This is a genomic window from Nonomuraea monospora (assembly GCF_039531895.1).
GTDB classification, from domain to species: Bacteria; Actinomycetota; Actinomycetes; order Streptosporangiales; family Streptosporangiaceae; genus Nonomuraea; species Nonomuraea monospora.
Map to the genome: position 1 here is coordinate 76,745 of NZ_BAAAQX010000046.1, position 25,272 is coordinate 102,016.

A 25,272-nucleotide genomic window follows, 5' to 3' on the forward strand; every position below is an offset into this window, starting at 1 on the left:
GAGTGCTGCTGACCCTGGCGGGTGCCGTGTGCCTGTCGGGCTGCGCGACGATCCCGGGCCTGCGCTTCCTGCCCGCCGAGGCCCCCACCACCACCGCCGCCGCCCCTCGTCCGACCCCCACACCCACCCCCACCACCCCGAGCCCCAGCCCCAGCGCCACCGCCAAGGCGGCGCTGACCAAGCCGCAGGCCACGCAGGCCCTGCGCGAGTGGCTGGCCAAGTACAACGCGACGCTCAAGAAGCGCAAGTGGTGGCGCCAGAACGACGTCCTCGACGGCCTGTTCGTGGAGGCGGCCCTGCACGAGGGCGTCCTGGAACGCAACCGCGAGACCTTCGGCTGGGGGACGGGACACAAGCCGATCAACCCGACCGGCACCCCCGCGCTCTACCTGCCCAGACCGGAGAAGCAGCCGGGCATCGGCGACTGGTTCATCGCGCGGGCCACCTGCAAGGACACCAAGGGTCACGCCCGCCCGCACGTCCTGGCCTTCTTCCGCTCGCCGGGGCAGCGGTTCAAGCTGGCCGTCGCCACCCCGATCCACTGGGGCCAGCGGATGCCCGAGCCGAAGCTCGACGCCGACGGCTACGTCACCGACATGGACGGCATCATGGCCGCCGCCGTCACCATGGAGTACCGCAACTTCTGGAACAACGAGAAGAAGGAGGGCGACTCCGGCTACCGCCTGGCCAAGGACAGTTACAGCCGCAAGGCGTTCCCCGCCGTCAACAAGGGCATGTACGTGACGTTCGCCGGCCACGGCTCGGTGTTCGGCTTCCGCACCGTGGACGGCGGCTCGTTCTTCCTGTTTGCCCTGGTCAACGACACGAAGAGCGTCAACCAGGTGCTGAGCGAGGCGCTCCTGGTGAACAAGGGCAGCAAGACCATCCAGGAGCTGGGCGCCAACTGGTTCTCCTAGCCGTGGGCGTGCGCCTCGGTGGCGTGGTCCGCGCGGGCGGGCAGGAGCAGCGCGGTGATGACCACGGCCACGGACAGCACCGCCCCGATGACGAAGGCCAACTGCATGCCGCCGAGGCTGGCGAGCGCGTCGGTGGCTCCCGACGTCCGCAACGCCTCGGCCCGCGCGCTCATCACGGTGACCACGAGCGCGGTGCCGAAAGCCGCCGAGACCTGCTGCAACGTGCTCAGGATGGAGCTGCCGTGGGAGTAGAGGCGCGGCGGGACGGCGCCGAGCCCGAGCGTGAACACCGGGGTGAAGGTCGCGGCCAGGCTCACCATCAGCAGCGCGTGCATGCCGAGGAGCAGCCAGAACGGCGTCGTCATCGACACCTGGGTGAAGCCGGCGAGGGCGAGCATGATCCCGGCCGCGCCGGGGATGACCAGCACCCGCCCGCCGAACTTGTCGAACAGGCGTCCCACGGTCGGGCCGAGCAACCCCATCGCCAGGCCGCCCGGCATCACCAGCAGCCCGGTCTCCAGAGCGCTCAGGCCGCGGACGTTCTGCAGGTACAGCGGCAGCAGGATCATCGAGCCGAGCATCGACATGAACGCCACCGACATCATGATCAGCGCGACCGTGTAGGTGCGGTGGCGCAGGGTGCGCAGGTCGAGCAGCGGCACGCCGCGCTTCTGCAGCGACAACTGCCGCACGACGAAGACGGCGACGGTGACCAGCCCGGCCGCGACGATCGCCGCGGCCACCCGCACGTCGCCGCCCTCGAACCGGCTCAGGCCGTAGACCAGGCCGCCGAACCCGGCCGCCGCGGTCACCACGCTGAACCAGTCGATGGTGCCGGCCTGCGGCTCCCCGACGTTCCTGAGCCGCCGCAGGCCACCCCAGGTGATCAGCGCGGCGATGGGCAGCACCACGGCGAACAGCAGCCGCCAGGACCCGAACTGCAGGATCACCCCGGAGACCGTCGGCCCCATCGCGGGCGCCACCGAGATGGCCAGCGTGACGTTGCCCATCACCCGGCCCCGGTCCTGCTCGGGCACCACCTGCATCAGCGTGGTCATCAGCAGCGGCATCATCACGGCCGTGCCGCACGCCTGCACGATGCGGGCGCCGAGCAGCACCTCGAACGACGGCGCCACGATGGCCAGCGCCGTGCCGAGCAGGAACAGGCCCATCGCGGTGACGTACGCGCCGCGCGTGGAGACCCGCTGCAGGAACCACCCCGTGATGGGGATGACGGCGGCCATGGTCAGCATGAAGGCGGTCGAGAGCCACTGCGCGGTCTGCTCGGTGATGTGCAGCGCGCTCATCAGCCGCGGGATCGCGTTGATCATGATCGTCTCGTTCAGGATGACCACGAACGTGGCCAGCACCAGCAGCCGAATGACGGCAGGGGTGCGACCGGCGACGGCGGCAGCGGATTCGGCAGGTGAGTCGAGCTGTGGGCTGGACACGGCACCTCGATCGGGGCTGTCGGACATTACGCGGTCATGGCCGGCCTTCAGGCCTTCGGTCTCACATGAAGTAGTGGTCATACACAGACTGACCGGCACCACCGACAAAACTCATCGACGACTCCCAACATTGCGGCAAGTGCTGCGAAATGTCACCACCTTTTCACCCACAGTGAAAGCCGATCAGTGCTGGGACGGCGCCAGGTGCGCGCGCTCTCCCTGCGCCCCGAACAACGTCAGCACCTCGGCGGGCCGGCTCCCGGCGCTGCCGAGCCAGTGCGGCACCCGGGTGTCGAACTCTGCCGCCTCCCCGGCCCCGAGCTGGAACTCCTGCTCCCCGAGCACGAACCTGACCTGCCCGTTGAGCACGTAGAACCACTCGTAACCCTCGTGGACCCGCAGCTTGGTGGGCGAGCGGCCCGCCGGCGGATAGATCACCTTGTAGGCCTGGACGCCGCCCGCCCGCCTGGTGAGCGGCACCAGCACCAGCCCGGAGCGCCGCACCGGCCGCAGGTGGATGCGCGGGTCGCCGGTGGGCGGAGCCGCGACGAGGTCGTCGAGCGGCACGCCGTGCGCCCTGGCCAGCGGCAGCAACTGCTCCAGCGTGGGGCGCAGCTTGCCGTTCTCCAGGCGGGACAGGGTGCTCGCGGTCAGCCCCGTCTCGTCGGCCAGCGCCGCGAGCGTGGCGCCCCGGGCACGCCGCAGGGCGCGCAGGCGCGGGCCGACTCCGGCCAGAACGTCTTCCGTCATGACCCCGATAATGCGGATCCGCAACTTTTCTTGCAACTGCGGAACGGCGGTGGCGAAGCTGTCCGTACGTGACCAGCCGCACGTACGAAAGGACCACTCATGGACTCCACCCGACGAGGCGCGGAACCCGGCAGCGCCCCCGAGACCCGCACCGGCGAGGACGCCGCGACGTTCTGGGAGCGGCTCCACCGCGCCCGGCCGGCCGGGAACGCCCGCGTCCTGCGCACCGCCGCGCACGCCCTGCGCCCCGGCGGCCTGCTGCTGATCGTCGACCACGGCTCCACCGCCCCCTGGTCCTGGACCGAGGACGCCGACGCCCACTACCCCACGCCCACCGAAGTCGCCGCCGGCCTCGACCTGGACCTCGCGCACTGGTCCGTCCTGCGCGCCGGCATGCCGCGCCGCCAGGCCACCGGCCCCGCCGGCCAGACCGCCACCGTCGTGGACCACGTCCTGCTCGTCCAGCGCGGCGCCGCATGACCGGCGCCGCCCGCCCGCCGCGGCGCCGAGCGGCCAGGGACACCAAGCCCCCGCACACCGGCGCCGACGAGAAGGCCACCCTGCGCGGCTTCCTCGACCACCTGCGCGACGCGATCGCCGCCAAGGCCACCGGCGTGCCGGAGCCGCAGGTCCGCACGCCCGGCGTGCCGTCGGGCACCAGCCTGCTCGGGCTGGTGAAGCACCTGGCGTTCGTCGAACGCTTCTACCTCCTCGGCGAGGACGCCGACGACTGGGCCGCGACCATGCGGCCGGCGGCGCGCGAGACCGTGGACGGCCTGCTCGCCGACTACCGCGCGACGATCGAGCGCGCCAACCAGGTCATCGACGCCTGCCAGGACCTGAGCCTGCCCGCCCCGCGAGCCCCGCGCCCGGGACCGGCGCCGTCGATGCGCTGGGTGCTGGTGCACCTGATCGAGGAGACCGGCCGGCACGCGGGCCACGCCGACATCCTCCGCGAGCAGCTCGACGGCTCCACCGGCCGCTGACCCATACCATCAGAACCGGTCGAACGCGCAGGACGGGGTAGAAACCGCTCGCCGCAGGGTCTACGGTGACCGGCGAAGGAGGCACCATGGCCACCCCCACCAGGCCGGCGACGACCGGCACCGCCGCACGAGCGCGAGACGACACCCGCCTGGCGCTCCTGTTCATCCTTCCCGCGCTGATCGGCTTCCTGGTCTTCCTGCTCTGGCCGACACTTCGGGGCATCTACCTCAGCTTCACCAAGTTCAACCTGCTCACCCCCGCCCGCTGGACGGGGCTCGACAACTACGTGCGCATGGCGCAGGACCCGGTGTTCTGGAACGCGCTGGGCGTGACCGTGTACTACGTGGTCGTCAACATCGCCGTGCAGACCGCGCTGGCGCTGGTCATCGCGGTGCTGATGCAGCGGCTGACGCGCAGGACGTGGCTGCGCGGCATGGTGCTGACGCCGTACCTGGTCTCGAACGTGGTCGCGGCGCTGGTCTTCCTGTGGATACTCGACTACCAGCTCGGCATCGGCAACAAGGTGCTGGAGCTGGCCGGGCTGGACCGGATCGCGTTCCTGTCGGACTCCGCGTGGGTCATCCCGACCATCGCGCTGATCAACGTCTGGCGGCACGTCGGCTACACCGCGCTGCTGATCTTCGCAGGGCTGCAGACGATCCCCGCGACCCTGTACGAGGCGGGCCGCATGGACGGCGCGAGCGAATTGCGCATGTTCCGCAGCATCACCCTGCCGCTGCTGCGGCCCGTCATGGCGGTGGTGCTGATCATCAGCGTGGTGGGCTCGTTCCAGGTGTTCGACACCGTCGCGATCGCGACGCGGGGCGGGCCCGTCGACTCCTCCAGGGTGCTGCAGTACTACATCTACGAGGCCGCCTTCAATCGCTTCCAGTTCGGCTACGCCTCGGCGATGTCCGTGGCGCTGCTGGTCGTCCTGATGATCATCACGTTCGTGCAGTACCGGCTCACCCGGGCCGGCAGCTCCGACCTGGCCGCAGGAGGGTGAGATGGCTACCGTGACGGCGCCCGCCGAGAGCGACGCCCACGCCGCAGACCGGGAGCCGCCGCCGAAGCCCCGGTTCGGCTTCGGCCGGGCCGTGGGCTGGGCGTTCATGATTCTGGTGATGATCGTCAGCCTGTTCCCGTTCTACTGGATCCTGCGCACCGCGCTGTCGGACAACAACGCGCTCTACGCGGGCGGCGACAGCCTGCTGCCCGTGCGGTTCTCGTGGGGCGGGTTCGAGCGCGTCTTCGGCATCCAGACCGGGCAGGAGGCCATCGACGCCGGCGGCGCGGGGCAGCCGATCGCGTTCTGGCGTTACCTGCTCAACTCGGTGCTGGTCGCCACGATGGTCACGGCCGGCCAGGTGTTCTTCTCCGCGATGGCCGCCTACGCCTTCGCCCGGCTGCGCTGGCGGCACCGCGACAGGGTCTTCGCCGTCTTCCTCGGCGGCCTGATGATCCCGGCGATCTTCACGCTGCTGCCGAACTTCGTGCTCATCAAGGAGCTCGGCCTGATCGACACCGTGCTCGGCATCGCGCTGCCCAGCATGCTGATGACGCCGTTCGCGGTGTTCTTCCTGCGCCAGTTCTTCCTCGGCATCTCGCGCGAGGTGGAGGAGGCGGCGCTGGTCGAGGGCGCCTCGAAGACGCGGATCTTCTTCCGGCTGATCCTGCCGATCTCGGCCGCGCCGATCTCCACGCTGTCGATCCTCACCTACATCACCTCCTGGAACGAGTACTTCTGGCCGCTCATGGTCAGCTACACCGACAAGTCGCGGGTGCTGACCGTGGCGCTCGGCGTGTTCAAGTCACAGAAGCCGCAGGCCGGCCCCGACTGGTCGGGGCTGATGGCGGCCACGCTGGTGGCGGCGCTGCCGATGTTGCTGCTGTTCCTCCTCTTCGCCCGCCGCATCGTCAACTCCATCGGCTTCAGCGGGATCAAGTGATGCTCAGACGACTCCTCCTGACCGCGCTCCTGCTGACCACCGCCTGCGGCGGGGGCGGCAGCGGCGGCGGCACCGGCACCATCGAATACTGGCTCTGGGACTCCTCCCAGCAGCCCGGCTACCAGAAGTGCGCGGACGCCTTCCAGCAGCAGAACCCCGGCCTGCGCATCCACATCTCCCAGTACGGCTGGGACGACTACTGGTCGAAGCTGACCGCCAGCTTCATCGCCGACACCGCCCCCGACGTCTTCACCGACCAGCTCGCCAAGTTCCCCCAGTTCGTCGACCTCCAGGTGCTGCGCCCGCTCGACGACCTCGGCCCCACCAGCGACATCAAGGACTCCGACTACCAGCAGGGCCTGGCCGAGCTGTGGAAGGGCAAGGACGGCAAGCGCTACGGCTCGCCCAAGGACTGGGACACCATCGCGATCTTCTACGACCACGCCGCGATCGAGGCCGCCGGCATCGACCCCGCCACGCTCGACGAGCTGACCTGGAACCCCCGCGACGGCGGCACGTTCGAGAAGACGATCGCGCACCTGACCATCGACCAGAACGGCGTGCGCGGCGACGAGCCCGGCTTCGACAGGACGCGGGTGAAGACGTACGGGCTGGCCGCCAACGGCGGCGGCGGCGACAACTGGGGTCAGACGCAGTGGTCGGCCTTCACCGGCAGCGCCGGCTGGCAGGCCACCGACCAGAACCCCTGGGGAACCCGCTTCAACCTGGACGACCCGGTCGTGCAGGACACCCTGAGCTGGTACTTCGGCCTGGTGCGCAAGGGCTACATGGCGAGCTTCGCCGCGATCGGCGGCAGGAACGCGATCACCCCCGACACGCAGATCCAGTCGGGCATCGCCGCGATGGGCCTGTCGGGGTCGTGGACGATCGCGTCGTTCACCAAGCTCACCGACGCCGGCGGCAGGAAGCTGGACATCGGCGTCGCGCCCACCCCGATCGGCCCGGCGGGGAAGCGGGCCTCCATGTTCAACGGTCTGGCCGACTCCATCACGACGTTCTCCAAGCAGCCGGAGAACGCCGCGAAGTGGGTGAAGTTCCTGTCCGGCGAGCAGTGCCAGAACATCATCGGCCAGTCGGGCGTGGTGTTCCCCGCCCGGCCCTCCGGCACCGAGCTGGCCATCCGGTACAACGAGAACGAGCGGAAGCTGGACGTGTCGGCCTTCACCGACCACATCGAGAACCGCACCACGTTCCCGCTGCCGGTGACCTCCAACGCGGCCGACATCACGGCGCTGATGACGCCCGCGCTGGAGGCCGTCTTCCTCGGCGAGGCTCCAGCCAGCTCGCTCACCGCTCTCAACGAGCAACTGAACCGGCTCTTCGAGGTGGCTGGGTGAGAACGCGCTCTCTCGGTTCTAGGAGCGGGTCCACCGCTGGTTGGCGCCGCCCGAGCAGTCCCAGATCTGCAGCCGGGTGCCGTTCGCCGAGCCGGCCCCGGTCGCGTCCAGGCAGCGGTTGGACTGCGGGTTGACGATCTGGCCTGTGCCCGAGTTGTAGGTCCACCGCTGCGCGCCGGTGCCGTTGCAGTCGTAGAGCTGCACCTGCGCCCCGTTGGCGGTGGACCCGCTGGTCACGTCCATGCACTTGCCGAGCGCCCGCACGGAGCCGTCGGCGTTCCAGGCCCAGCTCTGCGCGCCGGTGCCGTTGCAGTCCCAGAGCTGGACGGCGGTGCCGTTGGCGGAATTGGCGCCCGCGACGTCCACGCACTTGCCGCCGTACCCGGTGATCTGGCCGCTGGAGCCGCCGGTCGGCGGGGCGAAGACGCGGACGTAGTCGACGGTCAGGGCCTGCGGGAACGTGGTGGTGGCGTCGGGGTAACCGGGCCAGTAGCCGCCGACCGCCACGTTCATGATCATGAAGAACGGGTGGTCGAAGACCCAGCGGTTGCCGCCCAGGTCGGACGGGGTACGGCGCTGGTACTCGACGCCGTCCACGTACCAGATGATCAGGTTCGGCGACCAGTCGACGGCGAAGGTGTGGAAGGCGTCGGCGAACGCGCCGCCGATGCTGTAACCGGCGCCGATGCCGCCGCCGCCCGAGTAGCCAGGCCCGTGGATGGTGCCGTGCACGGTGCTGGGCTCGCGGCCGATGTTCTCCATGATGTCGATCTCGCCGCTGTTGGGCCAGCCGACCGAGCCGATGTCGTTGCCGAGCATCCAGAAGGCCGGCCAGATGCCCTGCCCGCGGGGCAGCTTCATGCGGGCCTCGAACCGCCCGTAGGCCCTGGTGAAGGTGGCGGAGGTGAGCAGGCGGGCCGAGGTGTACTGGCAGGTGCCGTAGTGGCACTGGTAGTTGGACGGGTTCTCGCGGCGGGCGGTGATCACCAGGTTGCCCGCGCCGTCCATGGCGGCGTTGCGGGTGCTGCTGGTGTAGTACTGCTGCTCGTTGTTGCCCCAGCCGCTGCCGCCGAGGTCGAAGCGCCACTTCGACTGGTCGACGGCGCTGCCTGCGGCGCCGTTGAACTCGTCCGACCAGACGAGCGGGCCGGGGGCGGGGGCGGCGCTCGCGGCGCCGGCCGGCGGCGCGAGCAGGGCGATGATCGCGGCGAGTGCGGCGCCGGCGGCGAGTAACGCTCTGGAACGGGGGGTGCGTGCCATGGGAGTGTCCTCATCGGATCCACGGATGCGGGTTCACAGAAACACTCCGGCACTGTGAGCGCCGCTGTCAAGAGAGCGCTCTCTCGAATTTCAGGTCACCTTCTCCGGCGTTCCCGACAGCGGGATGTCGAGCCTGTACACGCGGGTGGTCTGGAGGTGGCTGAGGTTGTCGTCCGAGATCAGGTAGAGCATCCGGCGATCGGCCGACGTGACCGGCCCCAGCGCCATGCCCTCCACGTTCTGCAGGAGCGGGTTCGGCTGCGCCTCACGGGCCTGCGCGCCGCCCGCCGGGCAGGCGGCCAGGTTGACCAGCAGGGTCTTGGTGGCGAAGTCCTGCTCCTCCACGTTCCGCAGGGAGTTGTCCCACCCGATGCCCCACTTCTTGCCGAGCGTCGTCCGGTAGACGCGGATCGCGTTGCCGACGCCGTCCATGTAGCCCCGTTCGAGGGTGAGCAGCACGTTGTCCTCCAGCGCCACCATGTCGACGAGGTTCAGGCCGGTGTCGGCCTTGTAGCCGTACTGGCCGTCCGGGGTGTAGCCCTGGTCGGCCATGCCCGAGTAACGCAGGATCCGCAGCAGCGGCTGGCCCCGCACCTTGCCGTCACGCCACAGCGGCTCCTCCAGCCCGGCGTACAGCAGCCTGCCGTTGGACGTGGCGGTCAGCGACTCGAAGTTCTCCGCCGGCCCTTCGCCGCCCCCCGACTTCACGCGGTACAGCGGCGGCACGTCCAGCGCGCCGTTCTGCTTACCCGACCTGCGGTCGAACCGGACGATCGACGGCTCGGTCTCCGAGCTGATCAGCACGTTGTGCGGCTGCAGCACCATGCCCTCGCCGTCGAACTCGCGATCCTGGAAGTGCGACCCGTCGGAGCGGACCAGAGTGGTCATGCCCTTCACCCCGACGTGGCGGGGGTCGCCGCCGAGGGTGAGGTGGTAGAGGCGCGGCGGCGCGTTGTCCGTCAGGCTCACGGCCTCGGACGGGCTGGTCATCGTGAGCGCCGACAGGCCGCCCACCGTGGTGCCCCCGTACTGCACCTTGTCGAGATCGTCGGAGAAGCCGACGAGTCTCGTGTCCGCCGAGCACGGGCCCTGCGGGCCGGACGGCCACAGCACCACCGCCACGACGGTGGCGGTGACGGCCGTCACGGCCAGCGGGGCCGCCCACAGGAACAGGCGCCGGCGCTTCGGCATGGGCGGGTCCTCTCTTCCGGAGGCGGGGGCCGCCTCCACGGGGTCACCGGACCGGGGGACGCGGAAGTAGGGCAGCGACCCGACGTGCAGGGGGCCTTCCCGCTGCGGCTCCGGCTGGTGGGGGATCAGGGCGGTGCGCACCGTGCGGTACAGGTCGTCCAGCGTCGTGAACTCCGCGCGCGTCCGCGGCTCGCGCAGCGCGCGGATGATCTCCCCGGTGAACGCGGTGTGCCGCGCCGACCTGGGGGCCAGCGCCAGGCTGTGCTTGGAGGCAGCGGTCAGCGTGTAGATGCCGTCGGCCTTGGCCGCCTCCAGGAGACTGGCGGACGGGTCGCGCTCGTCGATGGCCAGGCCGCTGTAACAGCAGTCGAGGATCACCACGCGGTGCTTGGCGCGGCTGGCCCGCAGGATCGTCCGCAGATCCCGCCACGGCACGGTGGCCGCCGCCTCGGCCCTCGCCTGCTTCGCCCCGCCCAGGCACAGGTGCAGCTCCCTGCCGTCGGAGTCGCACAGGCCGTGGCCGGAGAAGTAGACGAGCAGCGTGTCCTCGGCCGCCGTCGCCGCCTCGCCCACCGGGGTCAGCAGGTCGCGGGGGGTCTGCGGGTTCAGCACCATCCGGCAGTTCTCCCACGGCACGCCCCAGATGCCCGGGTCCACCAGCGCACTCGCCAGGTCCACGCAGTTCTGCTCGACGGCGGGCAGGTCACCCAGGTGCGGGTAACGGCTCACCCCGACGAGCACGCAGCACGACCGGCTCGGGTCGGGCTGCCCGCTCAGGGCGCGCACGGCGGCCGGCACGTCGAGCAGCTCCTGGCCGGACAGCGTCCGCGTGGTGTCGTCCAGCCGCACCACCAACTCGGCCGCGCGGTCGCAGTCACGGCGCCAGGTGACGAAGGCCAGGGCCAGGGTGGCGATCTGGAAACCGCTGTCGACGACGAGCTGGATCACCTCGAAGCCGGGGCCCATCGTGTCGGACGCCTGCGGCGGGGGTTGCAGCGAGATGTCGGCGCCGTGCAGCCGGGGGTCGGAGAGCATCGTGTTGATCAGAGAACGCTGGGACTCCCTGTCGTGCTGGTCGGCCACCCAGACGTGAATGCGCACGCTGCTCATCTTCCTCGGCTTCGGCAGAATGTCGCCGAGAACTTTATTGCAGCGGTTATTTCAGCGCGGGAGATTTCCGCAGAGCGGTTTTATGGATAATTCTATTGTGGTGATTTGTGTCGAGCTGTGCTTGATCACGGGGACGCCGGGCCGAGGCTCCAGCCGGTGACATTGCCTTCGCGGTCGCCCGCCACCAACCACGACTCCCCGTCGTCCTCGGCGATCACCACCGAGTAGACGCCCTTGCCGGGAGACTTCAGCGGCTCGCCGACCAGCTCGCCGGAACGCAGGTCCCACACGCGGACGGTGCCGTCGAAACTGCCCGAGGCGACCACCGCGCGGCCCTTCACCCGGCCCACCGCCAGGCAGGCCACCTCCGCGGTGTGCCCCGAGAACGAGGCCAGCTCATGCCCGTCACGCAGGCCCCAGACCCGGACGACACGGTCGGAGCCGCCGCTGATCCCCACCGGCGTGCCGTCCAGCGCGGCGGTCGCCACGGCGAACACGTCGTTGCCGTGGCCCCGGAAGGTGGCGCCCATGGCGCCGGTCTCCAGATCCCACACCTGCGCGGTGTCGTCCGCCGACGCCGTCACCGCGAACGGGCGGCCGTCCATCGAGCCCGTCGCGATCCCGAACACCGGATCGCCCCCGGCCGCCTTCGGCTGCGGGCCGGAGTCCTTGCCCGACGCCGGGTCCCACACGTGGATCTTCCCGGCCGCGTCACCGCTGACCAGCAGCGTCCTGCCCGACACCTGCGCGGTGGCGAGCACGTAGACCATGTCCTGGTGGCCCTGGTAGACGGGGCCGAACGGCTTGTCGCCCTCCGCCGCCGAGACGAGCACTCCGCCGTTCTGCAGCCGCCTGAACGTGGCCGCCTTCCCGTCCACCTCGCCCACGTCGATGGCGGCGTCCTTCTGCTCGCCGCCGGAGTTCCTCAGCTCGGCCAGCTCGACGGGGGGTGTGCCGAGCCTCCACGCCTTCGCCATGCCCTTGGTGCTGCCCGCCAGCACCACCCGCCGGCCGTCCACCGTGGACACCGCGACAGTGTTCACCTCGCCGCCGAGGGTCCCCTCGCCCACCTTCTCGCCGTACGGGCGGGGGGTGGCGGACGGCGACGGGGTGTCCTCCTGCGTGGCCGTCGTCTTCGCTGTCGCCACCGTCGTTGTGGTGGTCGTCGAAGGGGAGGTCGGCGCGGAGTCCCCGGCGCGCAGGGCCACCACGATCACGCTGATCAGGACCGCTGCGGAGGCGGCGGCGCCCACCACCAGGAGCCTGGAGCGTCTGCGGTTGGAGTCGGGGGGTGGTGGGGCCGCGCCTGGAGAAGACGTCCAGACGCGGGGTGCTCCGGGTTGTGGCGCTTTCGTCTGCGGCGCTCCTGCCGGGTGGGGGCCCGTTTGAGGCGTTCCGGAGGGAGATGCCCCTACGGGAGGGGCTGTGGGCGGGCTCATGGGCGGGCTCGTCGGCTGGTTCGCCGGCTGGTTCGTGGCGAACGGGGCCGCGGGCGGATGGGGGACCGAGCTGCCGCTGATGGGCCTGGTCACCGTGGTCTGGTCGTGGCCGAGGAGCAGGTTCAGCGCCTCCGTCGCCGCCGGACGCTCGTGCGGCGTCTTCGCCAGGCAGCGGGCGAGCAGCGAGCGCAGCGGCTCGGGGACACCCTCCAGATCCGGCTCGGCGTGCAGGATGCGGTACATCACCGCGGGCAGCGTGTCGCGGCCGAAGGACGGGCGCCCGGTCGCCGCGAAACCCACGGTCACGGCCCAGCTGAACACGTCGGACGCGGGCTGCGCGGGCTCACCCGCGATCACCTCGGGCGCCATGTACGTCGGGGTGCCCACCGAGCCCCCGGTCACGGTCATGTCGATCGCCCGCGCGATACCGAAGTCGATCACCCGGGGGCCGTCGGAGCCCAGCAGCACGTTCGACGGCTTGAAGTCGCGGTGCACCACCCCGGCCCGGTGGATGGCCGCCAGCGCGGTGGCCGTGCTGACCGCGATCCGGTCGAGCGCGCCTCCCGACCTGGGGCCGTGCTGCCGGACGGCGTCGTCCAGCGACGGGCCGTCGATGAACTCCGACACGATGTACGGCCTGTCGCCGTCCACCGCCACGTCCAGCACCCGGGCCGTGCAGAAGGCCGCCACCCGCATGGCGGCGTCCACCTCGCGTAAGAAGCGCTCGCGCGCCTCGCTCATCCCCGCCAGCCTGGCGTGCAGGACCTTGATCGCCACTCGCTCGCCCGAAGGGTCCTCAGCCAGGTAGACCACGCCCTGCCCGCCCTCGCCGAGGCCGCCGACGATGCGGTAGTCACCCAGGTGGGTCGGCTCGCCGGCGTGCAGGGGGCGGAACATGATTCCCGACGATACACGTTCGGCAGATCAACGGCGATCCTGCGCGTATACGGCGGAATCACCCCGGGAATGCGGCGCTCGGGTGGGGAGGGTTACATGGCAGCGCGTCCGGGTTACGGGCGGTGCGTCGCGTCGCGTCGGTGTGGCGGGCCGCGGGGTGTGGTCAGGTCAGGCGGGCGAACCAGCGGTCGTGCGCCGTCCAGCAGTCGGCGGCGGTGAACCCGGCGGACGGGGCGATGCGTCCGATGTCGCGCGCGGAGACGGTCGCCCAGCCGAACCACTGCCCCGCCACCGCCCCGCGCCGCAACCGGAGCCGGTCGACGCGGCTGCGGGTCCCGGGCGGCGCGACCTCGGCCAGGACCGCCCCGCCCGGCCGCAGCAGGTGCCTGACCCGGTGCAGCAGCGCCGCGGGGTTCCCGCCGATGCCGATGTTCCCGTCCGCGAGCAGCGCGGTGGCCCACCGGCCGCTGTACGGGAGGTCCTCGAAGACGTCCCTGAGCAGCGCGAACCCTCCGGCGCGGCGGGTCAGGGCGACGGCGCGCGGGGTGACGTCGATGCCGAGCGAACGAATCCCGCGCCGCGTCAGCGCCACCGTGAGCCGGCCTGGACCGGAGCCGACGTCCAGCGTGGGGCTGGCACAGCGGGTCAGGAGCTCCTCGTCGCCCGCGATCGGCTCGAACCAGCGCGCGGCCTCCAGCGGCACGCGGGTGCCGTCCACGTACTCGATCTCGACGCTCTCCCCGGCCAGGGCGTCGGCGTACATCTCGCCGATCACCGGCTCACCTCCTGTGCCGCGTCGGCGTACATCTCGCCGATCACTGGGTCGGCTCCCGCAACGCGGCGGCACGCGGCTCAGCTCCCGTGGGGTGCCGGTGCGCATCTCCGCCGATCACCGGTCCAGCTCCCGTAGCGCGGCGGCGAAGCAGGAGCCGGGGGCGTCGGCGGCCACGGCGGTGGCGTCCGCGGCGGTGTCGACGTCGATCAGCTCGGGCAGGTGGTGCACGGCCAGCCCGGCGCGTTCCAGCCGGTCGAGCTGCTGCTTGCCGGTCTCCGGATGCGACATCGGCACCCCCAGCAGCAACGCCGGATCCGGCCGCCGCAACCCCAGCAGCCAGAACCCGCCGTCGGCGGCCGGGCCGAACACGGCGTCGTACCGCTCCAGCGCCTGCCCCGCCTCCCGCAGCAGGGCGGGCGTGACCTGCGGGGTGTCCATGCCGATCAGCACGACGGGGTCCGGCCGCAGCCGGTGGGCGTCGGCGAAGGCCGCCGCCAGGCGCTCGTCCAGGCCCGCACCGCGCTGGGGGATCACCACGAACCCGGCGGGCAGCCAGCGTCCGGGCAGCCCGTCGAGGGCGAGCACCCGCTGGGTGGCGGGAGTGGCGGCTACGGCGCGCACGCTGTCGCGCAGCGCCGCCTCAGCGAGGGCGGCGGCCTCGACCTGGCTGTACGGCGGCGTCAGCCGGGTCTTCACCTGGCCGGGCCGCGGTTCCTTAGCGATGATCAAGATCTGGTGAGTCAGTGTGCTCAGTCCTTACGGGGTGCGGGGCGGCAGGCGTCCTGCCGGACCGATGGGGGAGACGCGCCACCCAGCCGATCAGCACGGCCAGCATGGCCGCCGCGTAGAACGCGGGGCCGAGGTCGCCGTCGAGGTAGGCGACCGCGCCCGCCAGAGCCGTGCCCAGCCACTCCCACCGGCCGTCCATGGCGGCCAGCGCGACGACCAGCAGCGCGTACCAGGAGTAGCCGGGGGTGAACAGCAGCAGCAGCGAGCCGCTGACCAGCAGCGCGCCCTGCCAGGGGCGGTCGGGGTCGCCGTGGCGCAGGACGAGGAGAGCGATCAGGCCGAGCAGGGCGATCGCCGCGTAGGGGGCCCAGGCGTCGGGGACGATCAGGCGCAGCACCGCGTACCGGGTGCCGCCGCCGTCGTAGCGCTCCTCCTTGAGGTAGCCCGGCAGGTAGCCCAGCACGGCACCGCCCGAGGCCAGGACGTACGGCAGGTAGGACAGCACCACGACGAGCCCGGCGGGCACCACGGTCACGATCACGCGCCGCCAGGCCGTGCGGCATGGGTTCACGGGGCCGCTCGATGGCACGCCGGATCGGGAGCCGGACAGCACACCCGACAGGGCGCCGGGCAGGGCCGTTGCGGGTAGCAGCTTGGCCGCCACCGCCGCGCCGAGCAGCGCGCCCCGCCCCGCGCCGCCCCACCCTGCGCCGCCCCACCCTGCGCCGCCCCACCCTGCGCCGCCCCACCCTGCGCCGCCCCGCCCCGCGCCGCCGCGTACGGTGCCGAAGGCGAGCACCACCAGCAGCACGCCCAGCATGTCCACGTGCGCGTTGTTCACCGCCTCGACCGGCACCGCCGGGCACCACGCCCACAGCGCCGCCCGCCGCGCCCCCGCCACCCGGCACAGCACCAGCAGCGCCACCACGGCCATCACCCACCCACCGACCTGAAGCACCTGGTGCCGCGCCCCGGCAGGGGACAGCCAGTGGACGAGCAGGAAGTACCCCTGCGCCACCGGCGGGTAGATCGTCGGCTCGGTGGGCCGGTTGATCCGCGTGCAGCCGCCGTCCGGAAGGGGGTACAGGCCGGCGCAGTCGGAGGGGAAGAGCCAGGCGTCGCGCAGCCCGGCCAGCGCGGGGTCGGACGGCGGGCGTTCGTAGGGGGAGATGCCCGCCGCCTGCACCCGCCCGTCCCACACGTACCGGAAGGAGTCGGTGCTGGTGCTCGGCGGGGCCGCCAGCCCGGTGGCGGCGAGGACGATGCCGCCGCCGACGACCAGCGCGGCGAGCCGGCGTTCCGGCACGCGGCGGGACACCCACGCGGCGGACGCGAACAGCGCCCACGCCAGCAGGTGCCAGCCCACGCCCGCGGGCCCGGTGACCGTCCTCAGCAGGACGGCCGCCAGGGCGGCGAGGAGCCCGCCGGTGGCGAGCGTGCTGCGGCTCACAGGCGGCAGCCTCGCACGCCGGCGCCTGGTCAGGGCCGTTGCGGCCGTCGCCGTTCGTGCTCCGTAAGAAGCCTTACGAACCGCGAACGTGGCTTCAGCGCGGCGGGGACGGCGGGTTAGCGTCGGCGGCGTGAGAGTGATGGTCACCGGCTCGGCCGGTTTCATCGGCGGCCACGTGGCCGAGACCCTGCGGGCGGCGGGCCTCGACGTCGTCGGCCTGGACCTGAGGCAAGGCGACGGCGCCCACCACCCGGACGCCCAGGACCTGAGGCAAGGCGCCAAGGCCCCGGCCCTGGCGTGCCGTGCCGACGTGCGCGACCCCGACGCCCTGGACGCGTTGCTGCCGGGCGTCGGCGTGGTCGTGCACCAGGCGGCCAAGGTCGGCCTCGGCGTGGACGTCTCCGACCTGCCCGCCTACGCCTCCACCAACGTCTACGGCACAGCCGTCTTACTGGCCGCCATGGCCAGACACAACATAAAGCGCCTGGTCCTGGCCTCCTCGATGGTCGTCTACGGCGAGGGCCACTACGCGTGCGCCGCACACGGCAGGATCAGGCCGGGCCCCCGCACCGTCCACGACCTGAAGGAGGGCCGTTTCGACCCCGCGTGCCCGCACTGCGCCGAGCCGCTGACCTGCGCGAAGATGGACGAGGACGCCCGCCCCGACCCCCGCAACGCCTACGCCACGACCAAGCTCGCCCAGGAGCACCTGGCCGCCAACTGGGCCAGGGAGACGGGCGGCCGGGTGGCGGCGCTGCGCTACCACAACGTGTACGGCCCGCGCATGCCCCGCGACACCCCCTACGCGGGCGTGGCGGCGATCTTCCGTTCGGAGCTGGAGGCGGGCAGGGCGCCGAGGGTGTTCGAGGACGGCGGCCAGCTCCGCGACTTCGTCCACGTGCGCGACGTGGCCAGGGCGAACCTGGCCGCCGTGTCGGCGCCCGTCGCGCCCGGCGAGCTGCGGGCCTGGAACGTCGCCTCCGGCACGCCGCACACCGTGGGCGAGATGGCGGTCGCGCTGGCCGCCGAACGGGGCGGGCCCGAACCCCGGGTTACCGGGGAGTTCCGGCTGGGGGACGTCCGCCACATCGTGGCCTCGCCCGAACGGGCCGCGTCCGAGCTGGGCTTCCGCGCCGAGATCGGGTTCGAGGCGGGCATGAAGGAGTTCGCCCGGTCATGACGATCGACGTGATCCTGCCGTGCCTGAACGAGGAGGCCGCGCTCGGCTGGGTGCTGGGCCGGATGCCGGACGGCTACCGTCCCATCGTGGTGGACAACGGCTCCACCGACCGCTCCGCGCTGGTCGCCGGGGAGTATGGGGCGCTGGTGGTGCACGAGCCCAGGCGCGGGTTCGGCGCCGCCTGTCACGCCGGGTTGCTGGCCGCGTCGGCGGAGCTGGTCTGCTTCATGGACGCGGACGCCTCGCTCGACCCCCTCCAGTTGCCCCGGGTGGCCTCGGCGGTGCTCGGCGGGGGCGGCGACCTGGTGCTGGGGCGGCGCGTCCCGAAGGCCGCGGGTGCCTGGCCGCCGCACGCCCGGCTGGGCAACGCCGTCCTGGCCAGGAGCCTGCGCCGCCGTACGGGTGCGCCGCTGCACGACCTCGGCCCCATGCGGGCGGCCAGGCGTTCCGCGCTGCTGGCGCTGGAGCTGACCGACCGCCGCTTCGGCTACCCCCTGGAGATGGTGCTGCGCGCCGCCGCGGCCGGGTGGCGGGTCGCGGAGGTCGACGTCGACTACCTGGCGCGCGCGGGGCGCTCGAAGGTGACCGGCACCGTACGCGGGACGTTGCGGGCGATCGCCGACATGCGACGCGTCCTGGCTTCGTGAAAGGGCCGCGCCAATTCATTCTTTATTGTGAATAAGGATAATTGTCCTATTTGAAGAATCGCACCTGACGCGTTCGTTCCATGGAAATTCTGCGGTATGTTCGGCCAGCCAAAAGAAATGGCGATGCTGCCGTCAGGAGATCACCTTGTTCGCAAAGGGCCGGGCGCTCGTAAGAATTCCGCTCATCGCCGTACTCATGACGGCGCTGAGCTCCACCCCGGCGCACGCCGCCGCCTCTTGCGCGGCCGTTCGCGTCCCCGCAGGGGATCACACGATCTCCGGGACGCTGTGCGCGCCCGCCTCCTACCCCGGCGGCGTCAAGCGGGTGGACGTCCTGGTGCACGGCGCCACGTACGACTCCGCCTACTGGGACTGGCCGGTCAACCCCCGCGTGCACTCGTACGTGCGCAGGACCACCGCGGAAGGCAGGGCCACGCTCGCCTACGACCGGCCGGGGGCGGGGAAGAGCACGAAGCCGCCCAGCACCGCGCTCACGGTGCCCGCCGACGCCGACGTCCTGCACCAGGTCGTGCGGTGGCTGCGCGGCCGGGGGTTCGACGAGGTGACGCTGATCGGGCACTCGCTCGGATCCGTGATCGCGATCAAGGAGACGGCCGACCACGGCGACGCCGACCGGCTCGTGGTGACCGGCCTGGTGCACCCGCCCGCCCTCGGCCTGACCGCGCCGATCGCCTTCGCCAGCGTCTACCCCGCACCCCTCGACCCGCAGTTCGCCGGGCAGAGCTCCGACCTCGGCTACCTGACCACCAGGCCGGGCACCCGAGGCGCCTCGTTCTACCACGCCCCGGCCGCCGACCCCGAGGTGATCGCCTACGACGAGGCGCACAAGGACGTCGTGTCGAGCGTCGAACTCGCCGACGCCCTCTCCCGCCTCGCCCTGCCGCCGCTCGTCAACGACGCCAGAGGCGTGCGCCGTCCCGTCCTCGTCGTGCTCGGCGAGCGGGACGCGGTCTTCTGCGGCCCGGTCGTCGACTGCTCCGACAGCGCCGCCGTCCGCGTCAACGAGAGGCGGTACTTCGCGTCGGCCCCCAGCCTGGCCGCCGTCGTGCTGCCGGAGACCGGGCACGACCTGCCGCAGCACGAGTCGGCCGGGCTGTCGTTCGCCCGCATCGACCAGTGGATCAGAACGCACTGACCCCTTTCGCGACGACGGAACCGGTGAATGACGGTGACACCAGTGCGGCGGATCGGGCGCCTGCCCGAGCAGTCGACCAGCATGGTCGGGCGCGGCCACGAGCTGGCCCAGGTCACAGCGCTGTACGAGAGGTCACGGCTGGTGACGCTGACCGGGCCAGGCGGGGTCGGCAAGACCCGCCTGGCGTTGCGCGCCGCCGCCGAGCTGGCGCCGCGCTTCGCCGACGGGGTGCGGCTGGTGGAGCTGTCGCCGGGGGCGGAGGCCGCGCTGCCGCACACGATCGCCGAGGCGCTGCCGCTGGAGGACCGCAGCACCCGTCCGATGCTGGAGGTGCTGGCCGACCACCTGGCCCGCCGCGAGCTGCTGCTGATCCTGGACACCTGCGAGCACCTGATCGAGGCGTGCGCGCAGGCCGCCGAGACGCTGCTCGCCGCGGCACCGGGGCTGCGCATCCTGGCCACCAGCCGCCGCCCGCTCGGCCTGCTCGCCGAACGGACCGTCACGGTCGAGCCGCTGCCCGTGCCCGACGCGACCGGCTCGGGGCCGCGTGACGCGCTGCTGCTGCTCGCCGACCGCGCCGCCGCCGTGGTGCCGGGCTTCGCCGTGACGCCGGTCAACCGGCCCGATCTGGTACGGGTGTGCCGCAGGCTGGAGGGCCTGCCCCTGGCGATCGAGCTGGCGGCGGCCCGGCTGGGCGAGCTGTCCCCGGGGGAGCTGGCCGACCGGCTGGAGACCCGGTTCAGCCTCCTCGACGAGGCCAAGGACGAAGGCGACACAGCCCACGGCGTGGGTGGCGGTGCCGAGGGCCTGGGTGGCGGTGCCGAGGGCAGGGGTGGCGGCGCTGAGCACCTGGGTGGCGGTGCCGACCCGCCGCGTCACCAGGCGCTGCGCACCGCGATCGGCTGGAGCCACGAGCTGTGCACCCCCGAGCAGCGCCTGCTGTGGGCGCGCGCCTCGGTGTTCTCCGGAACGTTCGACGCCGACACCGCCGCCCGCGTGTGCGCCGACGACCGCCTGCCGGAAGACCAGATCCCCGCCCTCCTGACCACCCTGTGCGAGGCCTCGGTCCTGGCCTGGCTGCCCACCGGGGGCGGCGAGCGCTACCGCATGCTCGACACCGTCCGCGAGTACGGCGCCTTCTGGCTGCACCACCTCGGCGAGGCCGACGACCTGCGCCGACGCCACCGCGACCACTACCTGGCCCTGGCACACGAGGGCGAAGCGGCCTGGATCGGCCCCGACCAGTACCTCTGGTACGACCGGATGACCACCGAGCACGACAACCTCCGCGCCGCCCTGGAGTTCAGCCTCACCGAGCCCGACGGGCACACCGCCGTGGAGCTGGCCGGAACGCTGTGGTTCTTCTGGTACGGCACGGGAGCCGTCAGGGAAGGCCACGGCTACCTGGAACGAGCCCTGGCCCGCGCCCCCGAGCCAGGCCCCGCACATGCCAGAGCGCTGTGGATCTACGCCGTCCTCACCACGGCCCAGGGCGACGGCGCGGCCGGAGCGGAGTGGGCCGCCGAGTGCGTCACCGTGGCCGAGCGGCACGGCGACGCCGGCGCGCTGCAGGGGGCGCTGGTCGCGACGATCCTGTCCGCGTTCGTCCGCGGGGAGCACAGCGCGGCGGCGGCCATCGCCACCGACCACCTCGACGGCCGGCCCGAGAACGAGCTGACCCTGGCCGCGCTCATCGCCTGGCTCGTGCTCAGCCACGCGCACATCGTGGCGGGCGAGATCGAGCGGGCCGTCGCCGTCCTGGAGGAGATGCGCGTCGTGTGCGAGCGGCACGGCGAGCGCTGGCAGCGTTCCTACGGCGACATCATCCGCGCCAGGGCCGAGCTGGCGCGCGGCCGTCCGGCGGACGCGGTGACCTTCGCCCGCGCCGGGCTGGAGGTCAAGCACCGCATGCACGACCCGCTCGGGATCGGCGTCGCCGTCGACAGCTTCGCGCTCGCGATCGCCGCCGTCGGCCATCCGGAGCGCGCCGCGTACCTGTTCGGGCTGGCGCAGCAGCTCTGGGACACCGTCGGACGGTCGCAGGCGGGCGTGCCCGAGTGGGTCGCCGCGCGCCGGGCCTGCGAGGAACGCGTCCGCACCGGCCTCGGCGACCACGCCTACGAGAGCGCCTACGGATCCGGCTACCACACCGACCTGGACACGGCCATCGCCCACGCCCTCGCTCCACCGGACCACTGACCACCCACCGCCGCGTGCTCCTAGGAGCCGGTCAGCACCCCGCGCAGCTTGATCCGCGAGTCCACGTCGAGCTTCGTGAACACCTTCCGCAGATGCCACTCGACCGTCCGAGGGCTGATGAACAACTCGGCCCCGATCTGCGAGTTGGTCTTCCCGTCAGCGGCGAGCTGAGCGATCTGCGCCTCCTGCGCCGTCAACGCCTCCCGCACCTCGGCGGCACGCTGCCGCACCGACTCCCCTGCGGCCGCCAGCTCCCGCCGGGCACGCTCCGCGAAGGCCTTCGCGCCGAAACGGCTCAGCATCTCGTACGCGGTGCGCAGGTGCTCACGGGCGTCGGCACGCCGGTTCTCGCGGCGCAGCCATTCGCCGTACACGAGATGGGTGCGCGCGAGGTGCACGGCGACGCGGCTGCGCTGGAGGTGCTCGATGGCCTCGCGGTACAGCGGGTCGGCGGCCCGTCCCTGGCTGAGCAGCGCTCTCGACCTGGCCAGGACGCCGCGCGCCCAGCTCGTACCGGCCGCGTCGGCGCGCTCCTCCAGACGCCGCAGGGCGGTCGCGCCCGCGTCGCGGGCGTCGCAGTGGGCGGCGGCCTCGATCAGCTCGACGAGGGCGAACCCGTAGACCCCGAGATCCTCGTGCTCGGCCGCGTGCCGCGCGTCGGCCAGGGCGTCCTCGTACTGGCCGAGCCCGTTGTGGAGGACGGCGTTCAGGTAGGCGCCCAGGCCGATGGCGCGTCCCTCGCCCCAGGAGGTCGCGTCGCGGACCTTGGCCCGCATCACCGACGGCGCCTCGTCGTCCTCGCCGCGCCAGGCGAGGAGCAGCAGCGAGGCGTAGGCGAGGGGCGAGTTGCGGGTCGCCTCCGTGATCGCGTCGGACTCCTCGACCAGCCCCGAGGCCACGTCGAACGCGCCGGCGTGCACGTGCACGGCGGCGCGGTAGGTGAGGGCCAGCGGCAGGTAGTTGAGCGCGCCGGACTGGCGGGCCGTGCGGACGGCGTGCGTGGTCAGCTCGTGCCACGTCTCGTCGTCCCACAGGTCGGCGGCGATCAGCCAGGTGAGCCAGAGCCAGCGCATGATGTCGTCCCCGTTGCCGCACGGGTCGCGCCGGAACGCCTGGAGCGCCTGCTTGAGCAGCGGCGCGCCCGCGATGTGACCTTCGGCGAACCGCTTGGCCAGCCCGTCTAGCAGCGCGTCCGCGAGGCTCAGGGGTTGCGGGGCGGCGGCGGCCTCGGCCGCGTCCGGGAGGTACGGCGGTTGCGGGCCGCGTGGTTCGGCCTCGGCCGTGTCCGGGAGGCGCGGGGGTTGCTGGCCGCGTGGTGCGGCGAGGGCGGCCTCGGCGACTCGTGGCAGGCTGTCGTGCCCGTTGAGCCGTCCGGCGAAGACCGCCGACCCGATCGCTTCGAGGTACGCCTCGCGCGCCTGCCCGCCGTCCACCCGTTCCAGCGCCTTGGCGGCGTCGAGCAGCAGCGGCAGGGCCTCGCCGCCGCGCCTGCGGGCGAAGACGATCTGGGCGCGGAGCCGGGCCAGCCGCGCCCGCCGCAGCTCGTCCAGCGGGCCCAGCTCGGCGGCGGCGAGCAGCTCGCGCGCGGTGTCGGGGACGCCCGCCTCGAAGGTGGCCTGCGCCGCGGCCAGCGCCCGCGCCCCGCGCCGGGCCGGGTCCGGCGTCAGCTCGGTGGCGCGCCGCAGGAACGCCGCCGCCGCCGCGATGCCGCCGCGTGCCTGGGCGCGGTCGGCGGAGGCCTCCAGCTCGCCGGCCACAACCTCGTCGGGCTCGACGGCCGCGTGGGCGCGGTGCCAGGCGCGCCGGTCGGGGTCGGACTCGGGGTCGGTGGCCTCGGCCAGCGCGCGGTGCACGTCCTGGCGTGCCTCCAGGCCCGCCGCCCGGTACGCCGCCGAACGGACCAGCGGATGGCGGAACCGCGTCCGCGTGCCGAACTCGATCAGCCCCGCCGCCTCGGCCGCCGCGGCGGCGACGGGACCGATGCCGAGCCGATCGGCCACCCGCCGCAGCAGTGAGACGTCTCCCACCGGCTCGGCGGCGGCCACGAGCAGCAGCAGCCGGGTGTCGTCGGGCAGCGCCTCGATGCGCCGCAGGAAGTGCTGCTCGATCTGGCTGGCCAGCGGTCGCGCGTCGGGCCGTCCGAAGCCGCCCGCCAGGTCCGTCGCCGTGAGGCCGCGCGGCAGCTCCAGCAGGGCGAGGGGGTTGCCGCGGGTCTCGGCGACGATCCGGTCCCTGACCCGTTCGTCGAGCCGGCCGGGGACCACCGAGTCCAGCAGGGCGCGGGCGTCGTCGTCGCGCAGGCCCCGGACCACAAGTTCCGGCAACCCCCGCAACTGGTCGTCGGCAGTGCCCTGCGCCAAGGTGCCCTGCGCCGTGGTGCGTACCGCGAACACCAGCGCCACCCGCTCGGCGAGCAGCCGCCGCGCGACGAAGGCGAGCGTCTGCGCGGAGACCTGGTCGAGCCACTGCGCGTCGTCCACGGCGCAGACGAGCGGCTGCTCCTCCGCGGCCTCGGCCAGCAGGCTGAGGACTGCCAGGCCGACCAGGAAACGGTCCGGCACGTTGCCCGCGCTGAGGCCGAACGCGACGGCCAGCGCGTCGCGCTGCGGGCCGGGAAGCCGGTCGAGATGACCCATGATCGGCATGCACAGCTGGTGCAGCCCGGCGAACGCCAGCTCCATCTCCGACTCGATGCCGACGGCCCGCAGGATCCGGCAGCCTGCCGCGTTCGCCACCAGGTGCTCCATCAGCGCGGACTTGCCGACCCCCGCCTCGCCGCGCAGCACCAGCACCTGGCTCTGACCCGACTTCGCGTCGGCGAGCAGCCGATCCAGCGTTTCGCACTCGCTGCGCCTGCCGCGCAACGGGCCGCTGTTCGACATCCACCACCCCGCGCAGGTCACGTGAGCCAGACCCCGGCTGTTTCGGGTCGTCCCAATTATGCACTGGGGAGCTGCGGCGCGGACAAATCGGTGATCAGGTCAGGAGTCGCCTTCTCGCTGGTCAGCGGCGTCCGGAGACCTCACCACCGCCTCGGGCCGGGGAAGAAGTGCCGCAGGGCGGCGTCGAGCTGGCCCGGCGTGGTGACCAGCTCGTCCAGGCGGCAGAGGTTGATGGTGTCGGTGGCCTTGTCGCGCCAGGGCGAGCGCGCCGACGTCCAGGACAGCCGCTGACCGGCGAACGGGTCGGGCGCAGTGAAGTCGAACATCGGGCGCAGGATCAAGGTGGCGCGCGGCTTGGGCCCGATGCCCGGCACGATGCCGATGAACGCGATGCGCGGCCAGGCGAAGCGCACCCGGCGCAGGCCGCGCACCAACTCGATGCCGTCCGCCGAGATCCGCAGGTAGCGGGGCCTGGCCAGCTCGAACAGGAACATGCCCAGCGCGTGCAGAGCGGAGAGCGCGGCGACGATGATCAGGCTGAGCAGCGCGTACGCGAAGACGCCCATCAGGACCGTCCCCCCGCTGGGCAGCAGCGAGCGGACGGTGCCGTCGTCGTCCCGGTTCGAGGAGGTGAGCCAGAACACGAGCCCGACGCAGATCATCAGCGTCCAGAGCAGGCAGCCGCCCCGCCCCTTGCGGGCGACGGTGCCGGCCTTGATCCGGGCGACGTAGGCGCCGGCGGGCCGCGGCGGCCCGCCAGGCCCGGCCGGTGCAGGCCCGACCGGCGCAGGCCCGGCCGGTGCAGGGCCGGCCGGTGCAGGGCCGACCGGTCCAGGGCTGACCGGTGCAGGGCCGATCGGCGCCGGGCCGTCCTGAGCCGGGCCGTTCTCCCAGTGCGGTTCGTGCGTGCTCATACGCCGCTCCCCGAGGTAAGCGCCGGCGACA

At 72.5% G+C, this 25,272-nt stretch carries 20 protein-coding genes; 10 read left to right on the forward strand and 10 right to left on the reverse strand.

Annotation, left to right across the window (positions count from 1 at the left end):
- Positions 1–2 precede the first annotated feature (2 nt).
- Positions 3–917: a DUF8094 domain-containing protein gene (locus ABD331_RS51965; RefSeq protein ID WP_344493428.1), complete on the forward strand. Its 915-nt coding sequence runs from the start codon at positions 3–5 to the stop codon at positions 915–917.
- Here ABD331_RS51965 and ABD331_RS51970 read toward each other — a convergent pair.
- The gene (locus ABD331_RS51970; RefSeq protein WP_344493430.1) at positions 914–2,368 is read right to left on the reverse strand and encodes an MDR family MFS transporter; all 1,455 of its coding nucleotides are present in this window, start codon (positions 2,366–2,368) and stop codon (positions 914–916) included. The genes ABD331_RS51965 and ABD331_RS51970 overlap by 4 nt on opposite strands.
- Before the next feature lie 183 nt (positions 2,369–2,551).
- On the reverse strand, positions 2,552–3,118 hold the full coding sequence (locus ABD331_RS51975; protein ID WP_344493432.1) for a helix-turn-helix domain-containing protein: 567 nt from the start codon (positions 3,116–3,118) through the stop codon (positions 2,552–2,554).
- 99 nt (positions 3,119–3,217) lie between these two features.
- Here ABD331_RS51975 and ABD331_RS51980 point away from each other — a divergent pair, with 99 nt between their 5' ends.
- The 5 genes from ABD331_RS51980 (at position 3,218) to ABD331_RS52000 (ending at position 7,412) form a co-directional block, all read left to right on the forward strand.
- A complete protein-coding gene (locus ABD331_RS51980) occupies positions 3,218–3,598 on the forward strand; it encodes a hypothetical protein (protein WP_344493434.1) in 381 nt (126 codons plus the stop codon).
- The gene (locus tag ABD331_RS51985; RefSeq protein WP_344493436.1) at positions 3,595–4,104 is read left to right on the forward strand and encodes a DinB family protein; all 510 of its coding nucleotides are present in this window, start codon (positions 3,595–3,597) and stop codon (positions 4,102–4,104) included. The genes ABD331_RS51980 and ABD331_RS51985 overlap by 4 nt, the downstream gene beginning before the upstream one ends.
- An 86-nt stretch (positions 4,105–4,190) precedes the next feature.
- A complete protein-coding gene (locus ABD331_RS51990) occupies positions 4,191–5,111 on the forward strand; it encodes a carbohydrate ABC transporter permease (protein WP_344493438.1) in 921 nt (306 codons plus the stop codon).
- A 1-nt stretch (position 5,112) separates the two neighbouring features.
- The gene (locus tag ABD331_RS51995; protein ID WP_344493440.1) at positions 5,113–6,054 is read left to right on the forward strand and encodes a carbohydrate ABC transporter permease; all 942 of its coding nucleotides are present in this window, start codon (positions 5,113–5,115) and stop codon (positions 6,052–6,054) included.
- On the forward strand, positions 6,054–7,412 hold the full coding sequence (locus tag ABD331_RS52000) for an ABC transporter substrate-binding protein (RefSeq protein WP_344493442.1): 1,359 nt from the start codon (positions 6,054–6,056) through the stop codon (positions 7,410–7,412). The genes ABD331_RS51995 and ABD331_RS52000 overlap by 1 nt, the downstream gene beginning before the upstream one ends.
- 18 nt (positions 7,413–7,430) lie before the next feature.
- Here ABD331_RS52000 and ABD331_RS52005 read toward each other — a convergent pair whose 3' ends face one another.
- From ABD331_RS52005 to ABD331_RS52030, 6 genes are all read right to left on the reverse strand, one after another.
- Positions 7,431–8,672 carry a ricin-type beta-trefoil lectin domain protein gene (locus ABD331_RS52005; protein ID WP_344493444.1) on the reverse strand — a complete coding sequence of 414 codons (1,242 nt, stop codon included), beginning with the start codon at positions 8,670–8,672 and terminating at the stop codon, positions 7,431–7,433.
- Between the two features lie 90 nt (positions 8,673–8,762).
- Positions 8,763–10,964: an effector-associated constant component EACC1 gene (locus tag ABD331_RS52010; protein ID WP_344493446.1), complete on the reverse strand. Its 2,202-nt coding sequence runs from the start codon at positions 10,962–10,964 to the stop codon at positions 8,763–8,765.
- A 134-nt stretch (positions 10,965–11,098) separates the two neighbouring features.
- Positions 11,099–13,309 carry a WD40 repeat domain-containing serine/threonine protein kinase gene (locus ABD331_RS52015; protein ID WP_344493448.1) on the reverse strand — a complete coding sequence of 737 codons (2,211 nt, stop codon included), beginning with the start codon at positions 13,307–13,309 and terminating at the stop codon, positions 11,099–11,101.
- A gap of 163 nt (positions 13,310–13,472) precedes the next feature.
- Positions 13,473–14,084, reverse strand: a complete 612-nt coding sequence (locus ABD331_RS52020) for a class I SAM-dependent methyltransferase (protein WP_344493450.1) — start codon at positions 14,082–14,084, stop codon at positions 13,473–13,475.
- Between the two features lie 114 nt (positions 14,085–14,198).
- Positions 14,199–14,813, reverse strand: coding sequence for a TIGR04282 family arsenosugar biosynthesis glycosyltransferase (locus ABD331_RS52025; protein ID WP_344493451.1), 615 nt, complete (start codon positions 14,811–14,813; stop codon positions 14,199–14,201).
- Positions 14,800–16,263 (reverse strand): hypothetical protein, encoded by a 1,464-nt coding sequence (locus ABD331_RS52030; protein WP_344493453.1) that lies wholly within the window; start codon positions 16,261–16,263, stop codon positions 14,800–14,802. The genes ABD331_RS52025 and ABD331_RS52030 overlap by 14 nt, the downstream gene beginning before the upstream one ends.
- A gap of 139 nt (positions 16,264–16,402) precedes the next feature.
- Here ABD331_RS52030 and ABD331_RS52035 point away from each other — a divergent pair, with 139 nt between their 5' ends.
- From ABD331_RS52035 to ABD331_RS52050, 4 genes are all read left to right on the forward strand, one after another.
- Positions 16,403–17,443: an NAD-dependent epimerase/dehydratase family protein gene (locus ABD331_RS52035; protein WP_344493478.1), complete on the forward strand. Its 1,041-nt coding sequence runs from the start codon at positions 16,403–16,405 to the stop codon at positions 17,441–17,443.
- Positions 17,440–18,090 (forward strand): glycosyltransferase family 2 protein, encoded by a 651-nt coding sequence (locus tag ABD331_RS52040; RefSeq protein WP_344493455.1) that lies wholly within the window; start codon positions 17,440–17,442, stop codon positions 18,088–18,090. The genes ABD331_RS52035 and ABD331_RS52040 overlap by 4 nt, the downstream gene beginning before the upstream one ends.
- A gap of 145 nt (positions 18,091–18,235) precedes the next feature.
- A complete protein-coding gene (locus tag ABD331_RS52045; protein WP_344493457.1) occupies positions 18,236–19,246 on the forward strand; it encodes an alpha/beta hydrolase in 1,011 nt (336 codons plus the stop codon).
- Positions 19,247–19,273: 27 nt separating this feature from the next.
- The gene (locus ABD331_RS52050; protein WP_344493459.1) at positions 19,274–21,445 is read left to right on the forward strand and encodes an ATP-binding protein; all 2,172 of its coding nucleotides are present in this window, start codon (positions 19,274–19,276) and stop codon (positions 21,443–21,445) included.
- A 20-nt stretch (positions 21,446–21,465) separates the two neighbouring features.
- Here the strand turns inward: ABD331_RS52050 and ABD331_RS52055 are convergent, their stop codons facing one another.
- Entirely contained in the window at positions 21,466–24,327 is a 2,862-nt protein-coding gene (locus ABD331_RS52055) for a helix-turn-helix transcriptional regulator (protein WP_344493461.1), read from the reverse strand.
- Positions 24,328–24,467: 140 nt separating this feature from the next.
- Positions 24,468–25,241: a hypothetical protein gene (locus ABD331_RS52060; protein ID WP_344493463.1), complete on the reverse strand. Its 774-nt coding sequence runs from the start codon at positions 25,239–25,241 to the stop codon at positions 24,468–24,470.
- Positions 25,242–25,272 lie beyond the last annotated feature (31 nt).